The organism is Candidatus Delongbacteria bacterium (assembly GCA_041675285.1).
Taxonomy (GTDB): domain Bacteria; phylum CAIWAD01; class CAIWAD01; order CAIWAD01; family CAIWAD01; genus CAIWAD01.
In genome coordinates, this window is record JBAYTZ010000019.1 from 1 (window position 1) to 26,363 (window position 26,363).

19 protein-coding genes are annotated in these 26,363 nt (G+C 70.3%); 10 read left to right on the forward strand and 9 right to left on the reverse strand.

Annotated elements, in window-relative coordinates; all coding sequences use genetic code 11:
• Nucleotides 1-124: 124 nt before the first annotated feature.
• The 6 genes from WC326_14500 to ccsB all read right to left on the reverse strand — a co-directional run bounded on the left by WC326_14500 (nucleotide 125) and on the right by ccsB (nucleotide 11,049).
• On the reverse strand, nucleotides 125-763 hold the full coding sequence (locus WC326_14500; protein MFA7332277.1) for a transposase: 639 nt from the start codon (nucleotides 761-763) through the stop codon (nucleotides 125-127).
• A 119-nt stretch (nucleotides 764-882) separates the two neighbouring features.
• Nucleotides 883-3,495 (reverse strand): metallophosphoesterase, encoded by a 2,613-nt coding sequence (locus WC326_14505; protein MFA7332278.1) that lies wholly within the window; start codon nucleotides 3,493-3,495, stop codon nucleotides 883-885.
• Between the two features lie 29 nt (nucleotides 3,496-3,524).
• On the reverse strand, nucleotides 3,525-5,699 hold the full coding sequence (locus WC326_14510; protein MFA7332279.1) for a hypothetical protein: 2,175 nt from the start codon (nucleotides 5,697-5,699) through the stop codon (nucleotides 3,525-3,527).
• Between the two features lie 11 nt (nucleotides 5,700-5,710).
• Entirely contained in the window at nucleotides 5,711-8,353 is a 2,643-nt protein-coding gene (locus WC326_14515) for an insulinase family protein (protein MFA7332280.1), read from the reverse strand.
• 289 nt (nucleotides 8,354-8,642) lie between these two features.
• Entirely contained in the window at nucleotides 8,643-9,278 is a 636-nt protein-coding gene (locus tag WC326_14520) for an HAD family hydrolase (GenBank protein MFA7332281.1), read from the reverse strand.
• A gap of 85 nt (nucleotides 9,279-9,363) precedes the next feature.
• A complete protein-coding gene (ccsB, locus tag WC326_14525) occupies nucleotides 9,364-11,049 on the reverse strand; it encodes a c-type cytochrome biogenesis protein CcsB (protein ID MFA7332282.1) in 1,686 nt (561 codons plus the stop codon).
• A gap of 161 nt (nucleotides 11,050-11,210) precedes the next feature.
• On the opposite strand from ccsB, the gene WC326_14530 reads away from it, so the two are divergent.
• From WC326_14530 to WC326_14550, 5 genes are all read left to right on the forward strand, one after another.
• Nucleotides 11,211-12,359: an ATP-binding protein gene (locus tag WC326_14530; GenBank protein ID MFA7332283.1), complete on the forward strand. Its 1,149-nt coding sequence runs from the start codon at nucleotides 11,211-11,213 to the stop codon at nucleotides 12,357-12,359.
• Nucleotides 12,334-13,668: a sigma-54 dependent transcriptional regulator gene (locus WC326_14535; protein MFA7332284.1), complete on the forward strand. Its 1,335-nt coding sequence runs from the start codon at nucleotides 12,334-12,336 to the stop codon at nucleotides 13,666-13,668. The genes WC326_14530 and WC326_14535 overlap by 26 nt, the downstream gene beginning before the upstream one ends.
• A gap of 58 nt (nucleotides 13,669-13,726) precedes the next feature.
• Nucleotides 13,727-14,191, forward strand: a complete 465-nt coding sequence (locus WC326_14540) for a GNAT family N-acetyltransferase (GenBank protein MFA7332285.1) — start codon at nucleotides 13,727-13,729, stop codon at nucleotides 14,189-14,191.
• A gap of 180 nt (nucleotides 14,192-14,371) precedes the next feature.
• Nucleotides 14,372-15,481, forward strand: a complete 1,110-nt coding sequence (locus WC326_14545) for a hypothetical protein (GenBank protein MFA7332286.1) — start codon at nucleotides 14,372-14,374, stop codon at nucleotides 15,479-15,481.
• A gap of 197 nt (nucleotides 15,482-15,678) precedes the next feature.
• A complete protein-coding gene (locus WC326_14550; protein MFA7332287.1) occupies nucleotides 15,679-16,215 on the forward strand; it encodes an outer membrane beta-barrel protein in 537 nt (178 codons plus the stop codon).
• 143 nt (nucleotides 16,216-16,358) lie between these two features.
• Here the strand turns inward: WC326_14550 and WC326_14555 are convergent, their stop codons facing one another.
• Nucleotides 16,359-17,549 carry an alginate export family protein gene (locus WC326_14555; protein MFA7332288.1) on the reverse strand — a complete coding sequence of 397 codons (1,191 nt, stop codon included), beginning with the start codon at nucleotides 17,547-17,549 and terminating at the stop codon, nucleotides 16,359-16,361.
• A gap of 283 nt (nucleotides 17,550-17,832) precedes the next feature.
• Entirely contained in the window at nucleotides 17,833-18,921 is a 1,089-nt protein-coding gene (locus WC326_14560) for an aldo/keto reductase (protein ID MFA7332289.1), read from the reverse strand.
• Nucleotides 18,922-19,004: 83 nt separating this feature from the next.
• Between WC326_14560 and WC326_14565 the strand changes: the two genes are divergently transcribed.
• Genes WC326_14565 through WC326_14585 form a run of 5 tightly spaced genes read left to right on the forward strand, consistent with a single transcriptional unit; the run spans nucleotide 19,005 to nucleotide 25,308 of the window.
• A complete protein-coding gene (locus WC326_14565; GenBank protein ID MFA7332290.1) occupies nucleotides 19,005-20,384 on the forward strand; it encodes a dipeptidase in 1,380 nt (459 codons plus the stop codon).
• A complete protein-coding gene (locus WC326_14570) occupies nucleotides 20,381-21,661 on the forward strand; it encodes an efflux RND transporter periplasmic adaptor subunit (protein ID MFA7332291.1) in 1,281 nt (426 codons plus the stop codon). Before WC326_14565 ends, WC326_14570 begins: the two co-directional genes overlap by 4 nt.
• On the forward strand, nucleotides 21,658-22,962 hold the full coding sequence (locus WC326_14575) for an ABC transporter permease (protein ID MFA7332292.1): 1,305 nt from the start codon (nucleotides 21,658-21,660) through the stop codon (nucleotides 22,960-22,962). The genes WC326_14570 and WC326_14575 overlap by 4 nt, the downstream gene beginning before the upstream one ends.
• Nucleotides 22,955-24,481 (forward strand): TolC family protein, encoded by a 1,527-nt coding sequence (locus tag WC326_14580; GenBank protein ID MFA7332293.1) that lies wholly within the window; start codon nucleotides 22,955-22,957, stop codon nucleotides 24,479-24,481. Before WC326_14575 ends, WC326_14580 begins: the two co-directional genes overlap by 8 nt.
• Nucleotides 24,482-24,486: 5 nt before the next feature.
• Nucleotides 24,487-25,308 carry a histidinol-phosphatase gene (locus WC326_14585; protein MFA7332294.1) on the forward strand — a complete coding sequence of 274 codons (822 nt, stop codon included), beginning with the start codon at nucleotides 24,487-24,489 and terminating at the stop codon, nucleotides 25,306-25,308.
• A gap of 74 nt (nucleotides 25,309-25,382) precedes the next feature.
• Here WC326_14585 and WC326_14590 read toward each other — a convergent pair whose 3' ends face one another.
• A complete protein-coding gene (locus tag WC326_14590; GenBank protein MFA7332295.1) occupies nucleotides 25,383-26,273 on the reverse strand; it encodes a T9SS type A sorting domain-containing protein in 891 nt (296 codons plus the stop codon).
• Between the last annotated feature and the right edge of the window lie 90 nt (nucleotides 26,274-26,363).

The window sequence follows — 26,363 nt, forward strand, 5'->3', positions numbered from 1 at the left end:
CGGTGCCAGGCCGGTGCCAGGTCGGTGCCAGGTCGGTGCCAGGCCGGTGCCAGGCCGGTGCCAGGCCGGTGCCAGGTCGGTGCCAGGCCGGTGCCAGGTCAGTGCCAGGCCGGTGCCAGAGCGCTTACTCGACCTTGACCATGCAAACGTGCAGGCCGGCCAGCGGATCGGCGCACACGGGGATGCGGATTGGTGGTTTGAAGCGGACGGCCGTGCGGATGTACTCGTCCATCAGGCGGGCGTAGGCGCTGTGCCAATCCTCGGTGCTTCCTCCCAGGTGGCGCAGAACTTCGTGCGGAGTGAGCAGCTCTTCCTCGCGCCCCAGCCCTTTGCATCCATAGCTCGTCCAACCTGATTCCGCCGGGTGCTCCACCAGCCTGGCCCGCCACGGATTGGCCTCGATGTACAAGTGGCTGTTGAGCAGGTGCGACTCATCCAGGATGGGGATGAAGGAGTAGCGTCCGTGCCAACAGGGACCGCGCCGGCCCTGCATTCGGTTGAGCAGCTGCACGTGCCGCCCCAGCACCTGCTGCAGGAAGCGGCAGATCGCTCCATCCGATGTCCCCGCCAGCAGCAAGTGCAGGTGATTGTCCATCATGGCGTAGGCGTGCAGGCGGCAGGCTTCGTGGCCCTGGAGCTGGAGGGCGTGCTGGAGAAAAAGGATGCGGGCTGTCTCGTCGGGAAAGCACAGGCGATCAGGAATGGCGTGGGCCGTGACGTGCAGGATCAGGTCTGCTTCGTGGGTGCGCAGGGGTCGTCCCATGGCTGGTTCCTCCGGTTGTGGAGGACCCGGAACGCTCGGCGGCGGATCTCAGATTCACCCCGACGGGGCTTGGGACGATGGATCTGTCGCCGCTGTGAGGCCGACTGGACATGAGAGCGTCACGGCGCTAAGGCCAGCACGCGAAAGAGCCGCGAGCCGGACAGAGTCGACCGCTCCCAACTGGCGTCCTGGAAGCTCCCTTCCAGGCTCACGTCGCTCCAGACGCCGTCGGGCAGTCGGCGGCCCTCCACACGGTAGCCCGCTGCGCCGGGAACGGGCAGCCAGCTCAGGCGGATGCGGCCCGGCAACAGGCCGATCTCCAGTCCCTGGGGTGCGGCGGGACGCCGGGTCCCGCGTACCTGGACCGTTGTCTGGGCGGCGGCGGGCAGATCCACCTCCACGTCCACGCGCGTGGCGCCGGATTCCGCTTCCATGCGCAACAGCCGTCCACCCTGGACGTCCACGTCCCGCAGGCCGGGCGCCAGCCGGAAGACCAGCCGGGCCCGGGGAAAGGCCAGCGTCTGCTGGTTGACCACCGTGGCGCACAAGCTATCCGCCGTGCCGTCATTGGGCGCACTCCATTCGGTCCGCAACCGCTCGCCCGCGACGCCGGCGAACTGGGTGGGGCGTGGGGTCAATCCCCCCGGCCCCACCTCGATGATCCGGTAGGCCCGGCCTCCGTCCGTGCAGGCCTCGGTGGTCAGGCGCCAGGGCGCCGCCCCGCCCTCGCCGGAGTTGGAGTGGATGTGGCCCATCAGGATCAGCTCCAGGCCCTGGTGGCCGGCGGGGATCTGGCCGGCGAAGTCGAAGTGCGTGGCCAGGACCTTGTGCGGCGCCGGGCTGGCCGCCAGATCCGACTGCAGCCACTCCAGCTGCTCCTGGATGAAGCTGGTCTCGCCGTAGATCTCCGGCCGCCACGAGTCGTAGTTGTCCCAAGCCTGGAGCAGGGCCACGTGGAGCGGGCCGTAGTCGAAGGCCGTGTTCTGGGTGCGCCAGGGCGCACCCGGCGGCGGATCGTCCAGTTGCCGCCAGCCGAAGAAGCGCCACCAGGTGCGCATGGCCGTACCCGCGGGTTCCGGGGTGGCGGGCCAGCCGCCGATGTCGTGGTTGCCCGCCGTCAGGAAGAGCGGCACCTGGCATTCCCCCAGCAGGGCCTGGGCCCGGCTGTAGACCCGGCGCAGCAGCAGGTCCTCCAGCTCGCCCTCGTTGACCAGATCCCCCGTGTGCAGCACGAAGGCCGGATGGATCAGATTCAGGTCATCCAGCACCGCGCGGAAGTCCTCCGTGGAGCCGGAGTCCGTGGCCGATTCCTCGCTGGGGTAGAAGAAGTGGGTGGGCAGGTGCGTGTCCGTCACCTGGGCGAAGCAAAAGGACTCCTCCCAGGCCGGCAGGCTCATCACCGCCTGGCGCGCCGTGTCGGCGGGCAGGCCCGCGGCGCCCACCACCAGGTCCCAGAGCCGTTCGCCGGCCTCGGGCAACTGCGCGCGCAACCGCCACCCGCGCCGCTCGGCCACCCAGTCGGCCTGGAGGGCTGTGGCGGGCAGCCAGCGCTCGCCCGCGGCCAGTCCCAGCCACCAGTCCTGGGTGCCGGCCTCCGCCTCGCACCAGACTTCCAGGCTATCGCCGGGCAGGAGGAAGGCCGGCAGAGTGGGCAACGGGCGCTGGATCAGAGTCAGCGTGTCGCCCCGGGCCGGGGCGCGCAGGACCTGCAGTTGGCCGGCCAATCGCTGGGGATCCGCGTCGCTGCGGAAGGTGAAGACGGGCAGCTCCAGGGGCGTGACACCTTCCGCCAGGCCGCGGAAGCGCAGACGCAGCAGCTCGCCGGTGCCGGCCAGGGGCGCGCCCGCGCCGGTCTCCAGCGTGGCTTGGCCAGGTGCGATCTGGGTCAATACAAGGCTCCGACCTGCTGCCAGCGTGCCGTCCAGCGTGGCGGATTCCAGCGCCGCCAGCGCGGGATTCCAGGCCAGTTCCAGCTCGAAGGAGAGCAGGCCCCAGTCGGCGGAGAGGGTGGAGCTGGTGAGGGCGCAGTCGCCCGCCTCCCCCAGCGGCAGCAGGATGCTGCCCAGGGTCACCGTGACTCCGCCCTGGCCGGAAAGCAGGTCCAGCGGCGTGCGCGGGTTGAGGGCCCGGGCGCTGTTCTGGAAGTCGGCCACGCCCGTCAGGCTCTCCCAAGTCTGGCCCGGCGTCACCGACAGCCCCGCGGCGCCCAGGTCGAAGAAGGCGTCGTCCACCTCCACGCTGCCCGTGGCGTCAGCGACGCGCCACTGGCCGTAGGTGTCCTGGCCGGCGATCACGTTGACGGGTCCCAGTCGCGTCAGCACGCCCTCCCAGGCCTCGTCCGCCAGATCGGCGCAGGTGACGGGCGCGGCCGGTGGCAGCGGCGTGCCGCTGGCCAGCACCTGCACACTGCTGACGGGGGCGAGCTCAGTGTGGCCGTAGTACTCGGTCACGGTGCCGCTCACGCGCACCCAGTCCCCGGGCTGCAGCGCGCCCGCCGGGTTCCAGATCAGCAGGCCGCTCCAGGGGCCGCCCGCGGGATCCGCCAGGAACCAGCGCGTGCTGTAATAGCCCGTGGCGCAGACCACGCCCTCCACGGTGACCGCCTGGCCCGCCAGGGGCGAGGGCCAGGTGCCCTGGGGACCGGGAAGCGCGGTCTGCTGAATCTCTTGGATGGTGGTGGCGGCCGCGGGCAGCGTAGCCCCCAGCCAGAGTCCGAACAGGATGCGGCGCATGCGGTCCCTCCCGGGAGCCGCCCGGTCCCTTACCAGCTGCCGAAGCGGCGCTCCAGCGGGTTGCCCCGGGGAGTCAGATTGCCCTTCAGCACGTTGGTGCCGGCCGGGTCGAAGGCCAGGTAGCTGTACTTGCCGTAGTGGGGCACCTTGCGCGCCAGGGCGGGCAGGGCCTCCGGGCCGGGCACCCAGACCAGGAGGGCGCCCTTGCGGTCGTTCTGCGCGGATTTGGCGGCCAGCACCAGACTGCGCTCGGCGCGCGCGCCCTGTTCGCCGGCGATCTCCCAGCGGTCGGCTGACAGCCTCAGGTCCAGGAATTCCAGGCCACCGGGCAGCGCGGGCAGATTGAGGGCGATCACGCTGCGCGTGGCCAGCACGGCGGGCTGGAAATCCTCCGCGGCCACCCACTCCGGCTGCTCCACTTCACACAGGGCCTGGGCGAAACTCTCCAGCGCGGCTCGCCGCTCGCCGTCTTCCAGCCAGGCGCGCGGGGCCGTGAACAGCGGCGAGTCCTCGGCCAGCACCACGCTGATCACAGGCTCCATCTCGTGTCCGTCCAGCAGGCGGAAGAGGTCGTAGTCCGGATCCACCTGCACGCGGCGCGGCTGCGGGCAGGCCACGTCCAGCTCCAGTTCGGCGCCGTCCATCAACACGCGCTCAGTGAGGATGCTGCCGTCGTGGCACTCGATCCGCACGGGCACTTCCAGCTGGTAGGCCGGTCCGGTCTGCACCTGGAGCAGCCGGCCGCGCAGGCGGCCGCCTTCCCAGTCGACCTCCTCCAGCCGCAGGGCCGGCGCGCCGGGGCGGTCCAGCCACTGGCTGGAGAAGGCGCCCAGATCCAGCTGGCCCTCGCTCTCGCAGAGCGCCAGGAAGTCGTCCCAGGAGGCCTCGCGACCGGTCCACGTCTGATAGAAGGTGCGCCGCACGCGGTCGAAGGCCTCGCGACCCAGCAGGCCTTCCAGCATGTGATACACCAGCATGGACTTGCCGTAGCCGATGGCCCGGGTGGCGCCGTCGTGGCGGTTCTGGAACTCGCGCAGGGGCAGGTCGCCGCTGGAGTCCACGTAGCTGCGGTAGTCCTTCAGCACGCCCTTGCGGTAGTCGCGCCCGGCCTCCGGGCTCTCCAGCCGCTTGTAGCGATAGTCGGCGTCGTAGACGGTCAGGCCTTCGCACCAGTTGCCGCGCGTCCCGTCCACGTAGACGCCGTTGCCCCAATAATTGTGCAGCAGCTCGTGGCCCAGGCTGGTGTAGGGGATGTAGGGCATGCGGATGACCTGGGAGCCCAGCAGGGTCCAGCCTGGCATGCCGTAGCCCGAGGGGAAGAAGCTCTCCACCACGGCGAACTTGCTGTAGGGATAGGGGCCCAGCAGCTCGTGATACATCTTGAGATAGTAGGCGCTCATGCGGTGCAGGGTGTCCCGCACCTGTTGATCGTCCACGGGACCGGAGATGCCCTCGAAGGGGCCGGCGGCGGGATCGCGGCGGAAGAACCAGCTGGAAACCTCCACGCCGTCCACGTCTTCCCGGCGGATGTCGTAGGGTCCGGCAGCGATGGAGAGCGGGCCGCCGGGCAGGGTTTCGTCCCAGCTCATGTGGTGGCGGCCGGCCACCACTTCGTCACGCACCAGCCGTCCGTCGGTGACCAGCGACCAGTCCGCGGGCAGGTCGGCGTGCAGGCGGTGGGGCACCAGCCCGCTGGATTCGGTCACGGGCAGCAGGGCGGATTCCGGCGCGAACCAGGCTCCTTCGACGCCCACGCTGGCGCTCAGCTCGTTGCCCACGTTTTCGTGGCCGAAGCGGACCTGGGCGGGATCCTGCCAGAGCGCGCCCCGGGCCTCGATGACGATCAATCCGGGCTCGCGCAGACGGCAGGCCAGCAGGTAGACCGTGCGCTTGCCGTCGTCGGAGGGTTTGACCACCAGCCGCTTGAGGGGAACCTTGTGGCCGCCCACGCTGAGCCGGGTCAGGCTTAGTCCGGCGTTCAGCTCGAAGCGGGTCAGCGTGCCGGAATAGCGCAGGGAATCCGTCAGCCAGACTTCATGGCTGGCCGGCTCCAGGCGCAGGGCCAGCGCGTGGTGCAACAGGCGGAAGGGCACGCTGTCGGCGGTGTCGGGCATCTTGCAGAGGAAGCGGCCACCGCAGGACGTGAACAGGCCCAGGGCCAACAGGGGCAGGACGAATCCGGCCGGGCGACGCAGAGCGGGCATGACGATCCCTCCTATTGCACCTGGACCGTGATCCAGGGAGTGTTCCGCAGGTAGGTCTGGGAGAGGCGGGCCAGATCGGCGGGCGTGACCCGTCGCAGGGCCTCCTCCTCCTGGCGTGCCTGGTCGGCCTGGCCGGCCAGCTCGCCCGTGGCCAGCTGCCAGGCCTGGTTGATGCTGGCCAGGCCGCGCATCAGTTCGCGACCCAGCATCCCGCCCCGCACCTTGTCCAGCTCCGTCTGGGTGATGGGCTTGCCCTGGCCCGCGAGGTACTCGCGCAGGGCCTTGAGCGCCGGTTCCAGATTCTCGGGCCGCGTGCCCATGTAGGCCTCCAGGGTGGCGCGCTCGCCGGATCCGCCGGCCCAGCAGCCGATGGAGTAGGCCCAGCCGCGCTCTTCGCGCAGGTCGAAGGAGATGCGGTCGGAGAGCACGGCGAAGAGCAAGCGCAGGGCGGGCTGGTCGGCGGGATCCACCACCACGCGCGTGCCCAGCCGCAGGGCGCTCATCTCGCCGCCCAGGGTCTCCGTCAAGCTCACGGGTTGGCGGACGGGTTCGGGCACGCGGCGGCCGGGGACCAGGGGCCGCTCGCCGGCCGCGGGCGCCAGCCAGGGGCTGTGGGCTCGCAGCCAGTCCAGGTCCGCCGGCGCGGGCGCGGAGGAGAAGGGCGCCAAGAGGCCGGTCAGGCACTCGGCCACGTGGGCGGCGGGCGGCGGACCCACCACGGCCAGGATCAGGTTCTCGGGCCGGAAGGCCAGCGCGTGCAGGTGACGCAGATCCTCCAGCGTGAGGGCCGCCACGGCTCCGGCCCGGCCCTCGGGCGGCAGGGCGGCGGGCAGGCCGGCCAGCAGCAGGCTGTCCAGCAGCTGACGGCTGCGCGCCCGGGCACTGCCGTCCTGATTGTCCAGGCGCTCCAGCAAATCGGCGCGTTCGCGCTCGAAGGCCTCGGCGGGGAAGTCGGGCTTCAGCAGCAGATCCACGGCCAGGCTGCAGGCGGACTGCCAGTGCTCGGCCAGGCACTCCAGCCGCAGGAAGGTGTGGGACGGGCTGGTGTAGTGGTCGTCGTAGGGAATGGCCGGATTGTCCGCGAGAGTGAGCTTGCCGCCCACCCGGCGCAGGCGCGCCGACAGCTCGGCGGCGGACTGGCCCGCGGCGCCTTCCGGCAGCAGGCGGTGGATCAGGTTGAGCCCGCCGGCGGCGGACTCCCCTTCCCAGACGGCGCGGCCGCGCACCACCACCTGCAGGGCGAAGATCTCGCCCGGCCGGCCGCCCTCCAGCAGCAGGGCGGGAGTGTCCAGGGCGGCGGGTTGGCGGAGGCGGTCCGCCACGCTCTGCGTGGCGGTCCCCTGTTCCCCAACCGGCTCGAGCACCAGGGCCATGGGCGGCCGCCCATCCAGCCAGCGCGCGGCGCAAGCCTGCAGATCCGCGGGGCTCAGCGCCGCCAGGCGCGCACCCCGCGTCAGCACGGGTTCGAAGCCCTGCTGGACGAAGGAGGCGGCCTGCATCAGGCCGAAGTAGTGCGGCTTCTCCATCAGCTGGGCCAGGCTGGCCCGCTCGTCCAGCAGGCGCAGGGCGATGGTCTCCGCGGGGAAGGGATAGTCCTTGAGGCGGACCAGGGCGCGGGTCAGGCCGGCGATGGCCTCTTCGGCGTCCAGGCCGGCGGGCAAGTCGGCGCTCAATTCGAAGCGCCCGAAGCCCAGGTCGTCGTAGTGGGTCAGGCTGAGCCCCTCCAGCGGCGGCAGACCCTCGGAGAACAGCAGCGCCGAGAGCACGCCGTCCCGCGGGTCGCCGGCGGCCCAGGCCAGCAGCCCGGCGGCCAGCTGGTCGGGATCGCCCTGGTCCGGGGCGGGCCAGGCCAGCCGCAGGCTGCGGGTGGCGCGTGCGCTGTGGCGCAGGCGCAGGGCGCCCGGCTGCCACTGCAACGGCTTCAACTCCTGGACGGGGAGTTCGCCCGGGGCGGCCTGCCCGTACCAGCGTTCCACCTCGTCCAGCACGGTGGCGGGATCGAAGCCGCCCACCACGGAGAGCAGCATGTTGTTGGGCACATACCAGGAGCGGTAGTAGTCCCAGACCCGGTCGCGCTCCAGGTGCCGGATGGTGGCGGGCGTGCCCAGCGTGGGCAGGGCGAAGCAGCTGCCCGCGAAGAGGAAGTCCTCCCAGAGGGCTTCGTCGCGGCCCTCGGGCGAATCGGCGTCCTGAGCCAGCTCCTCCAGCACGATGCCCCGCTCCTTCTGGAACTTCTCGGGCGGCAGGGTGCTGCTGAAGAGCATCTGGCTCTGCAGGTTCATGCCCGTGGCCAATTCGGCCGTGGGCACGAGCATCATATAGTTGGTGAAGTGGCGGTTGGTGTTGGCGTTGTTGTAGGCGCCGATGCGGTCCGTGGCGGCGTAGAAGGCGGCCTGGTCCAGCTGGGTGGTGCCGTTGAACAGCAGGTGCTCGAGCATGTGGGACATGCCGCTGGTGCGGAAGCTCTCCCGCGCGCTGCCCGTCTTGACCTGGACGTTCATGCCCACCATCGGGGCGTCGGGAATCTGCAGCAGCAGCACCTCAAGCCCGTTGTCCAGCCGGTGCAGGGAGGCGTTGTTCGGCAGGGCGGGCAGCAGCCCAAAGGCCGCGGGGGCCAAGGCCCCCAAGACACCCAGGATCACATAGCGTCGCATCACGATCTCCTGTTCTCCTGCTGTAAGGGGCGCCTTGTTTTCGCGTCTTTCTTTGTTGGCCCAAAGAAAGACGCCCAAAGAAAGGGCCTCTCTTCTCAACGGCCAGAGTCAGGCCACCTCGCGGTGGCCTTCCGCTGGCCGGATCTCATCCTTCCTGCAACCATGTAGTTGGTTCCGCCTGACGGCGTCACCACCTGGTTCTGGTTCAGGCCTTCGGCCTTCACCTCAAGCAACCCATGTCCTTCGCTGCATCTCAAAATCATGCGACGTGGGCCCAGCAAAGGGCCCATCACAGCTCGAGGACGATGCCCGCTTCCGGCTGGCCTAGCCCCAGGCGCTGACGGAGTGCGGAGGCGTCGTTGAGGCCACTGGGATGGAGCCAGGTCTGATAGCCCAGTTCCGCCGCGGCGCGCAGGTTTTCCTCGCGGTCATCCACGAACAAGGTCCGCGCGGGCTCCAGCCGCGGCAGGCCCGGGTCCCCGGCCGCCAGAAAGTGCCGGAAAGCGGCGGGCGCGGGCTTCAGGGCCGCCAGTTCGTAGGACAGGCCCAGCGGGTCGAAGTCCCGGAAGCCCAAACGGAAGTAGGCCGTGGCCCAGTGCCAGGGATCCGTGTTGGACAACAGGCCCACCCGCAGCTCCGCGGCGGCCGCCGCCCGGGCCAGCTCCACCAGCTCCGGCAGGGGGTCGCCGATCAGCGAGTTCCAGGCCTCGCGCAAGCGCTCCGCCGGCCAGCCGATCACCTGCAGCTCCCGGCGCAGCAGGCGCGGGAAGTCCTCGACGGGGATCCGGCCCAGATTCCAGTCGCTGTTGCAGGACCCTGCCAGGAAGCGCTCCACGCGTGCGGCGGGCACGCCCAGCCGGGACCAGTGGGCCAGGAAGCGCTCCGGCTCCAATCCCACCAGCACGCCGCCCAGGTCCAGCAACAAGGCGGCGGGCTCCGTGGGGAGGCCCGCCGCTTGGGGATTGCATCCACTCATGTCACAAGGTAGGAATTGAGCCCCCGGCTGGCTGCTACGCCTGGGCCGGCCGACTGTCGTGCTTCTCCTTGCTGCGGCCGCCCAGCACGCACCAGATCACGAAGAGCACTTCCAGCGCCAGATAGACCAGCAGCTTCAGGGGAATGGGCTCCGGATTGCCCGTGGCGTAGCTGTGCAGGCCGGTCAGGTAATAGTTGACGCCGAAGTAGGTCATCAACACCACCACCAGACCCGCGATGTTCACCACCGCCGTGTTGCGTTTGTTGATCCAGCCGTTCATCCGGCCGTGGATCAGGGCCACGTAGAAGAGCAGGGTGATCAGGCTCCAGGTCTCCTTGGGATCCCAGCCCCAGTAGCGACCCCAGCTCTCGTTGGCCCAGACGGCGCCCAGGATGATGCCCGCGGTGAGGGTCACCACGCCCACGCCCAGCACGCGGTAGGAGAGCTTGTCGATCTTGTTGAGGGTCTGGACATCCCGCGGGTTGGAACGGAACTTCCAGAGGTAGGCGTGCCCCAGTCCGGCGGCCACGGCGAAGGCGCCGTAGCTGAAGGTGATCACCGTGACGTGGATGTTCAGCCAGTAGCTCTTGAGCACGGGCACCAGCGGGTTGATGCTGATGTCGATGGTGGAATCCAGCGCGTAGGCCATGGCCACCGTGCCCAGCACGCCGGCCGTCATGGCCAGGTAGTTCTCGCGCTTGCTGATGAAGTGGAAGATGGTCGCCAGCAGGATCATGGCCCAGATGATGAAGACCATCGACTCGAAGAGGTTCGAGATGGGCGCGCGGCCCGTCAGGATCGTGATGTAGTAGAGGCCCGTGGTGTGGAAGGCCAGGGCCACCAGCAGCAGGCCCGTGTTCAGCCAGCCCAGTCCGCGCTTGAGCGTGTCCTTGACCTGGAAGCTGCTGAGCGAGGCCGCCAGCAGCGTGGTCAGGGCCAGCAGCATGTAGAGGTTCCAGGCCTTGTGGAAGGGCTGGAGGCGGTTGTAGCGGATCTCCCGGCTGATGGCTGTCTCGCTGGGATAGTCCGGCCCCGCCGTCTGCTTCACCACCGACTGCAGCTGGGTCAGACCCTCGCTGAAGTTGAAGGCGTCCCCGGCGGACCAGCCAGCCAGCAGGCGCTGCCAGTTCTGGGCCGGGTCGGGGCCGGTCTCCATCGGGTTCAACCAGGGGGCCTGGCGGTCGCGGGGATCGGGGATGAAGCGGAAGCCCGCGCCGGAGAGCAGCTCGTCCAGCACCACCAGGCGGTTGTAGAGGTCCTGGGTCTCGGTGGAGAGCTTGGTGGAGGTGGAGGCGTCGCCGTTCAGGCGGCGGGCCTCGTCGATGAGCGGCCCCAGGGCCTGGTTGCTGACGATCTCGTCGAAGCTGAAGTACTTGTCGCCCTTCTGGAAGCCCAGCTTCTCCTTCAGCCCGAAGAAGTCGATGCGCACCAGTTTCTGCGTGCGCCAGTGCTCGGGCCGTGCGGCGATGTCCAGCACCAGGTCGATGGAGTTCCAGCGCTTGCCGTCGGCATCCTTCACGTGGGATTTGCCGTAGATGCTGCGGATGCTCTCCCAGGCGTAGGAGTCCATCGGTTTGTGGCGGCCGCCTTCCAGCACCACCAGCCGGGCGAAGGAGTCGCTGGAGAGGTCCGCGGCCGGGGCCGGGGCCGGAGTCGCCGCGAGCCACAACAGAAGCAGGGCCGGCCAGAGGTGCCGTGCCACGAAGGACAAGTGTTTCATGAGATCCCTTTCTGAGGATGGGAGAAGCTAGGAGGAGCGGCGTCCCATCTTGTCAAGCAATTGTCTCGTTGACGGGGTCCCGTCGGCGGTGGCGGGCCCGCTCCGCCGCTGTTGTACATTGGCGGGCGACCCCGTCCCAACGTGCAAGCCGGAGCCCCCGAGTGGACCCACGGACCCCGATCCCCGCCCCCTCCGAAGCGCGGCTGCGCAGCTTCCTGCTGACGCTCTGCGGCGCCGGCGGCGGCTGTTTCACCCTGCGGGAGGGTCTGGAGGCGCTGCTGGAATTGTGCGGCGCCGAGGTCGGCTGGTTCTGGTGCCGCGGCGAGGCCGGCTGGCAGCCCCTGCCCGCGCTGCCGGAGCCGCCGCCGGGGACGGAGGCGCCGTTGGAGTGTGCGGACGGCCAGGTCCACGGACGCTCCCAGGGGGGGCGCGAGTGGCTGCTACTGCCGCTGGAGTCCGGCCCCGATCCCGAGCACGTCCTGCAGGTGGGCTGGAGCGAACCACCACTGGCGCCGGATCCGGAGCTGCTGTGCGCGGTGGCCTGCCTGCTGCTGGCCACCCGCGGGCCCGACGGCGAGTCCGGCGAGACCGAGCGGTTGCGGGCGGTCCTCGAGCACAGCGAGCGCCTCTCCCAGCTGGGCAAGATGGCCGCGGGCATCGCCCACGAGGTGGGCAACCCGCTGGCGGGCATCTCGAGCATCGTCCAGACCCTGCTCTTGCGCACGGAGGACGAGACGGCCCGCGAGCGCCTGCTGCTGGTCAAGGAGCAGGTGGGGAGGATCAACGCGATCATCCGCCAGTTGGTGGAATACTCGCGGCCCTCCACCGAGCGCCGGCGCCCCACGGACCTGAACGAACTGGTGCGCGGCACGGCCCGCCTGATGCGCTTCGAGCCCCGGGCCCGGGGCGTGGACCTGACCCTGGAGCTGGACGACCGGCTGCCCGCCGTGCCCGTGACGGCCCACCAGGTGCAGCAGGTCTTCCTCAACCTGTTCCACAACGCCATCGACGCCACGGAGGGCGGTAGCTGGCGCTCCGTGCGCGTGCACAGCGGCCGGGCCGGCGACTTCGCCGTGTTCACGGTGGAGGACAACGGCTGCGGCATCCCGGCCGCCGACCTGGCGCGCGTCCTCGATCCCTTCTTCACCACCAAGGAGCCCGGCCGGGGCACGGGACTGGGGCTCTGGATCTGCCAGGGCATCCTCGAATCCCTGGCCGGCGACCTGCAACTGGAGAGCCGACCGGGTCAGGGCACCCGGGTCACGGTGCGCATAAGGATTCCCAATGAAGCTGAACATCCTGGTCGTTGAGGACGAGCCGATCCTGCGCGAGGACCTGCGGGCCTTCCTGCGCGAGCGCGGGCACCGGGTGCGGGCGGCGGAGGACGGCCGCCGGGCGCTGGCCCAGCTGGATGAGGAGGAGGCCGATCTGGTGCTCACCGACCTGCGCATGGCGGGCATGGACGGCCTGGAGCTGCTGGACCGCGTGCAGTCCGACCACCCGGGCACCTTGGTGATCATGCTGACGGCCTACGCCAGCGTGGAGAACGCCGTGGAGGCCCTGCGCCGCGGCGCCGTGGACTACCTGCTCAAGCCCGTCGAATACGAGGAGCTGGCCCTGCGCGTCCTGCGGCTGGCCGAACTGCGCGACATGCAGCGCGAGAACCAGCTTCTCAAGCGCCAGCTCCACCTGCGCGAGCCCTCGCGCGACATCGTGGCCCGCAGCCCGCAGATGCAGGAGGTGCTGCGCACCATCGACACGGTGGCCGCCTCCGACGGCACCGTGCTGGTGCTGGGACCCAGCGGGACGGGCAAGGAGCTGGTGGCCCGGGCCATCCACAGCCGCAGCCCGCGCTGCGAGGGGCGCTTCGTGGCCATCAACCTGGCGGCCGTGCCCGAGACCCTGCTGGAGTCCGAGCTCTTCGGGCACCGCAAAGGCTCGTTCACCGGGGCCATCCGCAACAAGGAGGGGCTGATGACCGCCGCCGGGGGCGGCACGCTCTTCCTGGACGAGATCAGCGAAGTGCCCCTGCACCTGCAGGCCAAACTGCTGCGCGCCATCGAGGAGCGCGAAGTCCAGCCCGTGGGCTCGGTGGACCCCCAGCCCGTGGACCTGCGCCTGATCGCCGCCACCAACCGCAACCTGGAGGAGATGGTGGAGGCCGGGCTGTTCCGCCAGGACCTCTACTACCGGCTCAACGTGGTGGAGATCCGCCTGCCGGCGCTGGCCGAGCGCGAGGAGGACATCCCACCCCTGGTGGAGCACTTCATCCAGAAGCACGCGCGCGAGATGAAAAAGCCCGTGCGCGCGGCCAGCCCCGAAGTGCTGCGGCTCTTCCGCCGGCACCGCTGGCGCGGCAACGTGCGCGAGCTGGAGAACGCCGTGGAGCGCGCGATGATCTTCTGCGACGGCGAGATCCTCCTGCCCGAGCACCTGAGCAGCCAGCTGGTGGCGCGCAGCGAGGAGGAGGGCCTGCCCGAGGCCTTGAAGGAGGCCGTCCACGTCTTCGAGCGCCGGCACATCCAGCGCCAGGTGGAACTGGCCGGCGGCGACAAGAACCTGGCCGCCCAGCGGCTGGAGATCAGCCTTTCCAGCCTCTATCGCAAGCTCGAGGAATGACCAGGACCGTCATCCCCCGGCTTGACCGGGGGATCCCACAGCGCAGTTGGAGACGACCATGATCACCATCGCACCCGCCGAGTTCCCGGCCGAGTTGGAGACGGTGCGCGGCCTGTTCCGCGAGTACGAGCGCGGGCTGGAGGCAGACCTCTGCTTCCAGGGTTTCGAGGCCGAGCTGGCCGCCCTGCCCGGCGTCTACGCCCGGCCCGCCGGCCTGGTCCTGCTGGCCCGGGTGGACGGCGACCCCGTGGGCTGCGGGGCCTTCAAGGACCTGGGAGCGGGGATCTGCGAGATGAAGCGCCTCTATGTCCGGCCCTCCGCGCGCGGCCTGGGGCTGGGCCGGCGGCTCTGCGACGACCTGCTGGAGCGGGCGCGCGGCCAGGGCTACGCGCGCATGCGGCTGGACACGCTGGATCGGCTGGCCGCGGCGCTGACCCTCTACCAGCAACTGGGCTTCCGGCCGGTGCCGGCCTACTACGCCAATCCCCTGCCGGGGGTGGTCTATCTGGAGCGGGCGCTCTGAGAGCGGGCACCCTGATTTCCCGCCGCCGGCCGCTGCGGATCCTGCACCGGGCGGGGTGCGCGAACAGCCGGAATTCGTGAACTTGTTTCCGGCCCGGGGCGTGATTCCACTGGGGGGCGCTCCGGCCGGCTTGTCACACACGGAAGATTGACCTGAACCGAGCAACTGACTGGAGTACGCATGAAACCCACGGCCTGGTTGGTCCTCGCCTTGTTGACGGCGGCCGCGGCGCGCCCCGCGCTGGCGGAGATGTGCGAGAGCACGGGCGAGTACGAATACACCTACGGCGACGCCGAGAGCATCATGAGCGCCAAGCAGCGCTGCGAGAACCTGGCCATCCGGGCGGCCATCGAGCAGTGCGCGGTCTTCGTCTCCAGCACGACCAACATCGAGAACTACCAGCTCAAGGACGATCTGGTGAGCACGCTGGCCGCGGCGCTGGTCAAGCAGAAGAAGGTCCTGGAGCAGCGTGTCGATGGCCGCACCATCTACTACAAGGTCTCAATCAAGCTGGACGACACCCAGATGATGAAGGCCATCGAGGCTGAGCAGAAGCGCCTGCAGGCCGCGCAGCCCGCCGTCCCGCCCGCGGCGGCGGCTCAGGCCCAGCCGGTTCAGGCCCAGCCGGCTCAGACCCAGCCCGCCGCGCCCGCTGAGCCGGTCAAGGCCAGCCCGGTCGTGCCGGCCGAGAAGAAGCCGGAACCGGCCCCGGCCAAGCTCAAGGCCCAGCCGACCGCCGCGCCCGGCGAGCCGAAGCGCACCCTGGCCGTCCAGTTCGGCAGCAAGTCCCTCAAGAAGAGTGACTGGGAGCCCGTGGAGAAACAGGGTCAGTTCGGCGTGCACTTCGACACGCCCCTGGGCGGGCTGCCTGTCAGTCTGGCGCTGGATTTCCTGGCCAGCGCCAAGAGCGGCACCATCGTGGTCTCGGACGGCTGGTTCGATTACGAATTCGACGTCACCGCCGTCACCTATGAACTCACCGCCGGGCTGCGCTACACCATCCCCGTGGCCGGCGGCAAGCTGCTGCCCTACGTGGGCGCCGGGCTGGGGCTGATGGGCGCCAGCCAAGAGCTGGACGACGGCTCCGACAAGTATAGCTGGACGGGCAGCACCATCGGCTTCGCCTTCGACGCCGGCGTGCTGGTGCCGCTGGGACCCGTGGTGCTGGGCCTTGACCTGCGCAACAGCTCGGCCAAGCCCACCATGAAGCCCGACGACGATAACTTCGATGACTACAAGGTGGCCTGCGGCGGGACCTCGTTCAACGTGGTGCTGGGATTCGCCTGGTAGCCTCCGCGCCAACTCCTCTTCAAAAGGGCCCGCCGGGCCCTTTTGCTTGGGTGGACGGGCGGCGGCGGCGCGGGGCGCGGGGGTTCGGCTGATGGTTCATTCATCCGGAGGCACCCATTGACGCGAGAGCCGGGCTTGTCTACCTTGAGGTTGTTGAGACGCTGACAATCGGCGTCCATCGCTCACAAGGAGGCACCATGAAGCGTAGCATCATCGGTTTGAGCGTGTTGTGCCTGATGGCCGGCATGGCCCACGCGGAAGGCATGAATCTGGGGTTCCAGCTTGGCCAGAAGGGGCTGAGCACGGACGATTGGGAAATGGGTTCGCTGGACATCTCCTCCCAGCTGCTCTACGGCCTGCATTTCGACAAGGACATGGGCTGGCCCGTGAACCTGGCCGCCGATCTGCTGATGTCCAGCGGCTCCGATGGCGATCTCAAGGGCAGCACCATGGAGATCGGCGTGGGCGTGCGCAAGTTCTTCGAGATGGAGAAGATCAAGCCCTACGTCGGGGCCGGCCTCGCCTTCATCAGCGGCAAGGTTGAGATCAACTCCTTCGACGACAACGCCGGTGCCCTGGGCTTCTTCGCCAACGGCGGCGCCCAGTATCCGATCAACGAGAAGTTCAACGTCGGGCTGGACCTGCGCTATTCGAGCGCCACGGCGGACTTCAGCGGCACGGACGTGGCCGTTGGCGGGTTCACCTTCAGCCTGGTGCTGGGAATGGGTCTCTAGGCCCCGCTCCCTCTGCAAGCTTGTCTCACAGGAAGGGGTCCCCGCGGACCCCTTCCGCTTGCCGGTCCGTGTCACACGTGGCCGGCCGGAACGGAAAACGGGCCCCGCGCGGGGCCCGTCGTGTGCTGCGGATGTCCGAAGGACTAGAAGCCCGCGGTGAACTGCAGGTACATCGCGCTCTGGGGATCGCCAGCCGGGGCAATGTTGTCCGTGGGCGTGAACATGCTGTAGCCCAGGTTGACGCCGAAGTTGTCCATCTTCTTCATCAGGCTCAGGTCCAGTTCGCTGCCCAGGTCCGTGTTGCCCTCGAAGCCCGTGTCCTCGATGTAGCTGAACATGTGGTAGTCCAGCTTGTAGCCGATACCCAGGGGCAGGTCGCCGGCGAAGTTCAGCTGGATGTCGTTGAGACCCGCGGCGCCCGGCGTCACGAGGTCCTGGAGGCCCCAGAACTTGTGCCCGGTGGCGAACAGCTCCTGCCAGCCGTAGTCACCCGTGTCGGGGTCGTCGGCGCTGGTGGACTCGTAGCCGAAGCCCACCTTGTTGAGGAAGCCCAGACCCAGGTCGTAGTTCACGTCCAGGCCGTACATCATGCCCGTGTAGTCCACGTCGGCCACTTCGTCCGCGCCCATCTGGGTGGCGAAATTGAAGTTCACGCCGAGCTTGTCCATGTAGACGTTGTCGTAGTGCAGGGCGATGGTGTTGAAGCTGTTCTTGGCGTCCAGCTCGCCATCGGCGTCCGTGTCCACCTCGCCGAAGTTCAGGTTGTTGAAGATCAGGTCGATGCGCTTGTCGAGGATGTTGTTGAAGTAGATGCCGAAGTTGGTGACGTCCTGCTTGGACGCCATGTTCTCCGCCGCCTTCACGCCGAACACGTCCACCACGCCGATGGGGGTCTGATAGAACAGGGCCCAGCCTTCATGCGCCAAACCCACGTTGTTCCAGTCGCTCTTGCCGAAGAAGCGCTCATCGGCCTTGGAATACTCGAAGCGGCCGGCCAGGATGGTCAGCCCGCTCAGAGCCTGGCAGTTCCAGGTGAAGTAGGCCTGGTGCACGCCCAGACCCTCGTCGTCCGCCGTGCTGGCGCTGACGCCCGTGGCCGGGTCGCCGATGGTGCGGCTGTCCTGGGCCTGGATGTAGATGTTCAAGCCGTCCTGGGGTGACACGCTGGCCGCCAGCCGCGTGCGCAGCTTGCTGACGTTGTAGCTGTCCACGTCGCTGTTGAAGGTGCCGTTGGTGTTGTCCATCCGGTAGCGGACCTGGCCGTCGAACTTCACGTCCGCTGCCTGGGCCGTGAGAGCCAGTGCCATGACGGAGAAGAGCAGTGCCTTCTTCATGAGAGCCTCCAAGTGGTTTGGGAAGTTGTGTGCGAGTCGTCTGAGAGCAGAAAGACCCCGCCGGCCCGCGGAAGAGAGTCTTCCGGCCGACTGGGTCTGGTGAACAAGTGGGTCAGCCCGGCGTGCGGGGCAGATTCCATGTCGTCCTGGGACTTGACCTCGGTGTCGTTTCGAGTCGGGTCTGGCTGTGTCACAGCCGGACTTGGGTTAAAAATAGGTTAAGACTGAGAGCCTGTCAACAGGGGGGAATGGCTGGAGAGCCGCTGCGCCAGCGGGCTCGCGCCTACTCGCCCGCCTGGAACAGGCGTTGCCAATCTGCTTGAGAGAGAGGAGGATCGCCCAGCAGGGCCAGGTTCTCCGCGACGTGCTCGCGGGTCTTCATGCCCACCAAGACGGTGCCCACGCCCGGCGTGGAGCGGACCACCTGCAGCGCCGCCTGCGCGCTGCTCAGGCCGGGCATCAGCTCGCGCAGGTAGCCGGGCAGGCCCTGGGCCAGCTGGCCCTGGCCCAGCCCCAGCACAGTCTGCACCCACAGCCCCTGGGCCGCCGCGTACTCCAGCCAGGGCTGTCCGGCCACCGTCAGGTTGAGCACGTCCAAGGCGGCCAGGCTGTAGGGCAGCTGCAGGGCGCGCAGGGCCGGTTCGCCGCCGGCGGCCTCGCGGGCCAGCTGCAGCAGTTCGTCCGCTTCCAGGCGCGCCCGACCCTGGGCGTCGCAGCGGAAGCCCTCCAGGCTGGCCACGCCGTAGCCGCCCAAGCGGCCTTCGGCCACCAACTCCTCGCAGGCCACGAAGGCCTCGCGCAGCTCCGTGCGCCAGCGCTCGCGCGGCCAGACCTTGAGCCCGGTCTCCGGCGCGTCCAGGAAGAGCAGGTCGAAGGACTCCAGCCCGCACAGCCGCGTGGACAACTCCAGCTGGTGGCGCAACCAGGCGGGCCGCAGGCTCCAGACCCCGCCCACGAAGTCCGCCGCGCCGAGCCCCGTGGCGGCCGTCACGTCCCGGGCCAGCACCGTGGCCGGATCCTCCTCTTGGCGGTTGAAGGACAGCCAGCCCGCGTGGGTGGAGACCACCAGCTCTTCGCGGGCCAGGGCGCCCCGCGCCAGCTCCCGGCCCAGGGCCTGTCCCACGGCCGCCTGGCTGCGCCGGTGGCGGTAGGCCGGGCTGGTGTCCAGCACGTTGAGCCCGCCCGCCAGCACCTGGACCAGGGCGCGCTCGATCTTGGAGTCCACGATGTTCTTCAGTTCGCCGGGCAGCGTGCCCCAGCCGAGGCCCGCGACGCTCAAGCCCGCCTGGGTGCTCCAGGCCTGCGCCGGCAGGCGTGTGCCGCACCAGCGCCGGGTGCCGGCGGGGGTGGCCAGTCCGTTCCACTGCTTCATCTGGGGCCTTCCTCGATTGTGATACCTTGGCCCGCGGTCACGGGACTGCAGTCCGGAGCAAAATAGGACAACGGGGGAGCGGCATGGAAGCGGTGATCAAGCGGCTGGCGGCGGAGCAGGACAAGCAGATGCGGGAACTGGAGACCTTCCTGCGCTATCCCTCCATTTCAACGGATCCAGAGTGCGCGACCCAGGTGCGGGCCTGCGCCGAATACCTGCTGGGGCGGCTGCAGGCGCAGGGCTTCGCGCACACCACGCTGCACGAGACCGCGGGCCATCCCATCGTCACGGCCGAGTGGCGCGGGACCCCGGGGGCGCCCACGGTCCTGCTCTACGGGCACTACGACGTGCAGCCCGTGGATCCGCTGGACCTCTGGACCACGCCGCCCTTCGAACCCGCCCTGCGCGACGGCCGGCTCTACGCCCGGGGCGTGGCCGACGACAAGGGCCAGATCTTCTGCCACATGAAGGCCCTGGAGGCCCTGCTGGCCGAGCACGGCCGCCTGCCGGTCAACGTGGTCCTGCTCTTCGAGGGCGAGGAGGAGATCGGCAGCCCCAACCTGGACGCCTTCCTGCGCAGCCACAAGGAACTGCTGGCCTGCGACTGCGCCGTGGTCAGCGACACGGCCATGTTTGCCGCGGGACGGCCCAGCATCACCTATGGATTGAAGGGACTCTGCTACCTGGAGCTGGAGGTCACGGGCCCCAGCCACGACCTGCACAGCGGCAGTTTCGGCGGCCCGGTGGTCAATCCGCTGAACACGCTGGCCATGCTGCTGGCCTCGCTCAAGGACGGGCAGGGCCGGGTGGCGGTGGCCGGCTTCTACGACCAGGTGCTGCCCCTGACGGACGTGGAGCGCCAGGCCTTCGCCGCGCTGAACTTCGACGTGCCCGGCCTGATGGCCTCGCTGAGCGTGGACGCCCTCAGCCCCGAGGCCGGCTACACCGTGCTCGAGCACCTCTGGGCGCGGCCCACCTGCGACGTCAACGGCTTCAGCGGCGGCTTCACGGGCACGGGCGCCAAGACCGTGCTGCCCGCCCGGGCCGGAGCCAAGGTGAGCTTCCGCCTGGTGCCCGACCAGACGCCGGGGGAGATCGCGGATCTGGTGGAGGCCCACTGGCGGCGCCTGCTGCCCGCCGGTGTGACGCTGACCGTGACCCGTCACCACTCGGGCAAGCCGGCCCTGACGCCCATCGACCATCCGGTGGTGAAGACGGGCATGGCGGCGCTGGAGCAGGGCTTCGGCGTGCCGCCGGTCTACCAGCGCGAGGGCGGCTCCATTCCCATCGTGGCCGCCTTCGACGAGGTGCTGGGGGTCAAGACCGTGCTGATGGGTTTCGGCCTGCCGGACAGCCGCTGCCACAGCCCCAACGAGAACCTGAGCCTGGAGAACATCTTCGGCGGCATGCGCGCCGCGGCCTGGTTCTATCACCTGCTTCCCGACGCCATGGCCGGCGCGTGAGAGCTGCCTGGTCATCCGGCGGCGCGCGCCTGGCGGGCTTCAGCCTGCTGCTGTCCGGCCTGCTGCTGGCCCTGGCCTGCGAGCAGGGCGGCCCATCCACCGTGGCCGTGCAGCGCGGTCCCTTCGACGTGCGGCTGGTGGAGGCGGGCAGCATCTCGGCCCTGCACTCCACCACCGTGGACGTGCCCGCGCTGCGCATGAACCTGCAGATCCTCTGGCTGGCGGACGAGGGACTGTCCGTGGCCCCCGGCGACACGCTGGTGCGCTTCGACCCCACCGAGGCCCGCAAGCAGGTGGAGGACAAGGAGGCCGAGCTGGACATTGCCCTGGCCGCGCTGCGCAAGGGCCAGGCCGAGCACGCCGCGCAGATGGCCGGCCTGAAGAGCACGCTGACCTACGACAGCATTTCCTGGCGCCTCTCGCGCCTGCAGGCGGACCGCACGCGCTGGGAGAGCGAGGTGGCCCGCCAGGAGGCCGAGCTGCAGTTCCACCAGTCCACCCTTTCGCTGGAGAAGTCCGTGGCCCAGAGCCGGGCCCAGGAGGCCATCGGCAAGGAGAGCCTGGGCAGCCTCGAGCTCAAGGTGAACCAGGCCCGGGCCGAACTGGCCAGCGCGCGCGAGGCCCTGGCACAGATGGTGATCCAGGCGCCCCGGCGGGGCATGGTGGTCTACCTGCCCATCTGGAAGGGCGACCGGATGGGCAAGGTCAAGGTGGGCGACAGCCCCTGGCGCGGCTCGTCCATCCTGGAGCTGCCCGACTTTGACACCATGCTGGTGGACCTGTCCGTCAACGAGGTGGACCTGGGGCTCCTGCACGTCCAGGACTCCTGCGAGGTGGTGCTGGACGCCTGGCCGGACCGGCGCTTCAGCGGCCGCGTGCTGGACATGGGCGTGCTGGCCCGGGAACGCGACGACGAGAGCGGGATCAAGGCCTTCGACGTGCGCGTGCGGCTGGACAAGACCGATCCGATCCTCAAGCCCGGGATGAACGCCCGGGTGACGCTGTTCGGCTTCCACGAGGACGACGCGCTCTACCTGCCCGTGGAGGCCCTGCACCAGGACGACCAGGGCTGGCACGTGCTGGTCCCCGACGGCCAGGCCGTGCGCCGCCAGGCCGTGGAGCCCGGTCCCGGCGACGGCGACCGCGTGCTGATCCGCAGTGGTGTGACGGAGGGCCAGAAGGTGCTGCTTGGGCAGCCCGCCGGCGCCGAGGCCGTGCGCGAGGCCGCGCGAGCCAAGGGCGGCAAGAAGCCTGCGGCGCCACAGGGCCGGCCGTGAGCCCTGCGGCGACGGAGCGGCCCCGGCGCACGCCGGAACTGCGTGTGCTGCTGGAGGCCTGGCGCGAGGGCCGGCGCTCGCTGGCCTCGCACAAGCTGCGCACGGCCCTCTCCATGCTGGGGATGGTCTTCGGCGTGGCGGCGGTGATTTCCATGCTGGCCATCGGCGAAGGCGCCCGGCGCCAGGCCCTGGAGCGCCTGCGCCGGCTGGGCGCGGAGAACATCCTCGTGCAGGCCCTGGAGGAGAAGCAGGTCCCCGAGGAGGACCGCGAATTGAACTCCCCCGGCCTGCACCGGCGCGACGCGGCGGCCATCGCGGCCCTGGTGCCGGAGGCCCGCCTGAGCGCGTCCCTCTCCCGTGAACTCAACCTGCAGCTGGATCGGCGCCGCCTGCGCGGCAAGGTCCGGGGCGTGCCCGCCGACTACCTGGGACTCTTTCCCGGGCTGCGCGTGCGCGGCCGCTCCTTCACTCCCGTGGACGAGCGGCTGGCCAGCCGGGTCTGCCTGCTGGCCGCGGCGGCGGCGCGCCGGCTTTCGCCCTCGGACGACCCGCTGGGCCGATTGGTGAAACTGGGCGGTCAGTGGTACCGCGTGGTGGGCGTGGTGGAAAGCGCCGAGGAAGACAGCCTGGCCGGCGGGGCCGCATCGGGGGCAGGGGCGGGCGCGGCGGCGGCGGACGCGGGCGAGGACGCCGTGGTGGCCTGGGTGCCCTTTGCCACGCTGGTCGCCCGCCACGCGCCGGAGGCCCGCGAGGGCGGCGTGGACGAGCTGGTGGTGCGCGTGGCCTCCACGGCCGCCGTGCTGCCTGCCGTGGAGCGCGTGCGCGCCGTGCTGACCCGGCGTCACCTGGGCGCCCGGGACACGCGGCTGGTGGTGCCGCTGGAGCTGATCCGCCAGCAGCAGGCCACCCAGCGCATGTTCAACCTGGTGATGGGCGCCATCGCCTCCATATCGCTCCTGGTGGGCGGCATCGGCATCATGAACATCCTGCTCTCCAGCGTGCTCGAGCGCACGCGCGAGATCGGCGTGAGACGCGCCCTGGGCGCGCTGGCCTCGGAGGTCAAGCTGCAGTTCCTGGTGGAGGCCGTGCTGATCTCGCTGGGCGGCGGCCTGGCCGGCGTGGTGCTGGGTCTGGCCCTCTCCTGGGGCATCGGGCGCCTGGCGGGCTGGGCCACGGTGGTCCAGGTCTGGAGCGTGCTGCTCTCCTTCGGCGTCTCCGCCGTGACCGGGCTGGTCTTCGGCCTGATGCCCGCCGCCCGCGCGGCCCGGCTCAATCCCATCGAGGCCCTGCGCCATGAATAGACCCCTCGCCATCCACCTGCTGCTGGGCCTGCTCCTGCTGCTGGCCGGCCTGACCGGCCGGGCCGCCGGGGAGGCTGAATCCACCCCCCGCCTGGGTCTGGAACAGGCGCTGGCCGAGGCGCTGGCCAGCCACCGGGACGCGGAGCGTGCCCGCCTGGCCCTGCAGGAGGCGCGGCTGGACCGGCTGGAGACCCGCCTGCGGCTGGCCCCGCGCCTGAGTCTGCAGCTGGTGGCCCCGAGCATCCTGGACACGCGCAACGAGATCTGGAGCGGCCAGGGGGACAGCGCGCGGCTGGTGCGCGTGGACTGGCAGCAGCGCCGGGACAGCGGAGCCCTGCTGCTGAGCGGCGAGTCCCCGCTGGGCACGACCCTGGAGGCTGGCGCGGACGCCTGGCACCGCACGTCGGAAACGGGCAGTTTCGACGAGGAATACGGCCGCACCTACCGCTTCGGCCTGCGCCAGGACCTGCTGCCGCGCCGCACGCTCTGGGGCGACCTGCGCGAGAGCGAGCGCGAGGCCGATCAGGCCGAGCTGGAGGCGCTGGAGTCCCTGGCCGATTTCCGCCACCGGGCCGCAGGACAGTTCCTGGACGTGCTGCGCGCCCAGCAGGGGCTGGAGCTGGCGCGCCAGGACGGCCGGGTCTCGCGCGCCAACCGCGAGCGGGCCCAGGCCCGCTTCGCCGCCGGCTTGATCGCCGAGAGCGATTACCTGAAGGTGGAGCTGGAGGACCTGCAGCATCAGGCGGCCTTCCAGTCCGACTCGCTGGCCCTCGCGCTGCAGGAGCGCGACCTGGCCCGGCTGCTGGGGCGCAGCGCGCCGCTGCCCCAACTGGACGAGACCTTGCCCGCCGGGCCGCCCCCGCCCGCCCGGGAGGAGTTGGAGCGCGTCCTGGAGGAGGGCAACGCCGGTCTGGCCCGCCGCCGGCTGGAGCAGCTCAAGTTGCGGCGCGAGCTGCGCGGCAAGCGGCTGGAGCGGCTGCCCGAACTCAACCTGAACCTGGACTGGAGCTGGAACGAGGAGCAGCCGGAGTGGAGCTGGCGCGGGGACGAGCCCGGCCTGGACCGCTCCCTGAGCCTGGTGCTGGACTGGCCGCTGTTCACGGGCGGCGAGCGCACGCGCGCCGTGCGCCGGGCCGAGCTGGCCCTGCGGCGCGGCGAGCTGTCGCTGGCCGAACTGCGCGAGAGTCTGCTATCGGCGCTGGACCGCCTCGGGCTGGAACTGGAGGAGCAGCGCCTGCAGGCCCCGCTGCTCGAGCGCCAGCTGGAGCTGGCGAGCCAGGACGCGCGCATCAGCCAGGAGCGCTTCCAGGCCGGCCAGATCACCAGCCAGCAACTCATCGACGCCGAGCGCGCGCTCTCCCAGGCCCGGCTCCGCCGGTTGGATCTGGGCATCCAGGCCGCCCGCACCCGGCTGGATCTGGCGCGCCTGAGTGGCGCCGATCGCGCGGAGGTGCGCGCGGAGCTGGAACCACCGCGGCCGGGACGCCGGGCGCCGGCTCCCCCACCCAAGAGGCCCTGACCCGCATGCTTCCCGACCTGCACATGCACACGCCGCGCTGCAAGCACGCCCAGGGCGAGCCCGAGGCCTACGCCGAGGCCGCCCGGGCGGCCGGTCTGACGCGCATCGTGTTCACCGACCATGCACCCCTGGACGACGAGATGGACCTGGTGCACCGGATGACCCGCGCCGAGCTGCTGCCCTATCACGCCCAGATCCGCGCCCTGGCGGAGGCCTGGCGCGGCCGGCTGGAGATCGGCGTGGGCCTGGAGCTGGACTGGCTGGCCGGCTACGAGGACTGGATCCGCGCCGCGGTCGACGCCGCGCCCTGGGACCTCTGCCTGGGCAGCGTGCACTTCGTCCCGGCCCCGGCGGGCTGGGAGTTCATCATCCGCCGGCCGGCGGGCGCCGAGCAGGCGATCCTGGCGGCCTACTGGCAGGCCTGGGGCGACGCGGCGGAGTCCGGCTTCTTCCAGGTGTTGAGCCACCCGGACGTCTACCGCAGCGTGGAGCGCGAGCCCCTGCCCGGCGAGCGCGCACTGGCCTGCCGGGCCCTGGACCGCGCGGCGCGGGCGGGCGTGGCCGTGGAGTGCAACACCAGCCTGGTGCGCAAGGGCGGCCGGACCCTCTATCCTGCGCCCTGGTTATTGGAAGAGGTGCTGGCCCGCGGCATCCCGCTCAGCAGCGCGTCCGACGCCCACCGCCCGGAGCAGGTGGGCAGCGGCTTCCACTTGCTGGAGGAGCTGGCCCGGGATCCCCGGGCGCGCTTCCTGGATTTCCGGGGCGGGCTCGGGGTGGCGGTTGCTGGGGGATCTCACCACGGTGACACGGAGACACAGAGACACTGAGGTTCAGGCCGGGCTGGTCATGAACGAGGCGGACCCGCGGGCCCGCCTCGTTTGATTTCGCATGTGCGGGGGTTTTACTTCACCAGCAGCAGTTTCTGCGTCTGGCTGTGGCCGTCGGCCTCCAGCCGCGCCAGGTAGAGGCCGGCGGGCAGGCCCGCGGCGTCGAAGTTCAGCTGGTGCGTCCCTGCCGCCTGCAGGCCGTCGGCCAGCACGGCCACCTGCCGGCCGGCCAGGTCGTAGACCGCCAGGCGCGCGGCGCCCGTCGCGGCCAGCGTGTAGCTCAGCGTGGTGGCCGGGTTGAAGGGGTTGGGGAAGGCCGGCGCCAGGCTGAAGGCGCGGGGCGTGTCCACGGCGCCCACCGTCTCGTCCACCCAGCCGTAGTCGCGCTGGGTGAAGTCCAGGCCGCGGGCGTCCGCGGGCGGGCCCCAGCCGCAGTCGCCGCCGTCATACCAGAGTGCCGTGCGCGGGTCTTGCGGGAAGGTGCTGCCGTTGGGGAAGACCACGTCGCCGCCCAGCATCAGCTCCATGTCCAGCCCGCCTTCGCCGGAACCGGCGTAGCAGGCGTTGAAGACGCGCACCACCAGCCGGTTGCGGCCCACGCTCAGGTAGGGGCGCAGATCCAGCTGGGCGTTCCAGTAGCCCACGCCGTGGGCATCCCACCACAGGTCCATGAGGTTCTGGCCGTTGATCCAGACCTGGGCGCCGTCGTCGAAGCCCAGCGAGAGCAGGGCCGAGCCGGCGGCCTGCAACTGGGCCAGGCTGAAGTCCAGATCCTTCCAGACCACGCAGTTGTCGCCCGCGCCGCTGATCAGCACGTCGGGCGCGTCGCTGAGCCAGCCGTAGTAGTGCCCCACCGGCAGGTGGGCGGGCCGGACGGCGCCGGGGAAATCGTAGGCCGCGCGGGCCGGGGCGGCCGTCAGGACGGCGCCCAGCAGGGCCGCAGGCAAGAGGATGCCAAGCTTCATGGTGACCTCAAGAGTGATGGTGATTGAGTTTGATGTTGCCGTCCGCCTGAGGCGCAAAGGGGGTGCCAGTTCGGCAAACCCTTGTCCGTC

Coding starts and splice junctions, on each gene's coding strand:
- WC326_14515 (MFA7332280.1), bottom strand. CDS start 8,353: ATGCGACGCTATGTGATCCTGGGTGTCTTGGGGGCCTTGGCCCCCGCG.
- ccsB (MFA7332282.1), bottom strand. CDS start 11,049: ATGAAACACTTGTCCTTCGTGGCACGGCACCTCTGGCCGGCCCTGCTT.
- WC326_14590 (MFA7332295.1), bottom strand. CDS start 26,273: ATGAAGCTTGGCATCCTCTTGCCTGCGGCCCTGCTGGGCGCCGTCCTG.
- WC326_14560 (MFA7332289.1), bottom strand. CDS start 18,921: ATGAAGCAGTGGAACGGACTGGCCACCCCCGCCGGCACCCGGCGCTGG.
- WC326_14500 (MFA7332277.1), bottom strand. CDS start 763: ATGGGACGACCCCTGCGCACCCACGAAGCAGACCTGATCCTGCACGTC.
- WC326_14545 (MFA7332286.1), top strand. CDS start 14,372: ATGAAACCCACGGCCTGGTTGGTCCTCGCCTTGTTGACGGCGGCCGCG.
- WC326_14580 (MFA7332293.1), top strand. CDS start 22,955: ATGAATAGACCCCTCGCCATCCACCTGCTGCTGGGCCTGCTCCTGCTG.
- WC326_14550 (MFA7332287.1), top strand. CDS start 15,679: ATGAAGCGTAGCATCATCGGTTTGAGCGTGTTGTGCCTGATGGCCGGC.
- WC326_14565 (MFA7332290.1), top strand. CDS start 19,005: ATGGAAGCGGTGATCAAGCGGCTGGCGGCGGAGCAGGACAAGCAGATG.
- WC326_14540 (MFA7332285.1), top strand. CDS start 13,727: ATGATCACCATCGCACCCGCCGAGTTCCCGGCCGAGTTGGAGACGGTG.
- WC326_14555 (MFA7332288.1), bottom strand. CDS start 17,549: ATGAAGAAGGCACTGCTCTTCTCCGTCATGGCACTGGCTCTCACGGCC.
- WC326_14510 (MFA7332279.1), bottom strand. CDS start 5,699: ATGCCCGCTCTGCGTCGCCCGGCCGGATTCGTCCTGCCCCTGTTGGCC.
- WC326_14585 (MFA7332294.1), top strand. CDS start 24,487: ATGCTTCCCGACCTGCACATGCACACGCCGCGCTGCAAGCACGCCCAG.
- WC326_14505 (MFA7332278.1), bottom strand. CDS start 3,495: ATGCGCCGCATCCTGTTCGGACTCTGGCTGGGGGCTACGCTGCCCGCG.
- WC326_14535 (MFA7332284.1), top strand. CDS start 12,334: ATGAAGCTGAACATCCTGGTCGTTGAGGACGAGCCGATCCTGCGCGAG.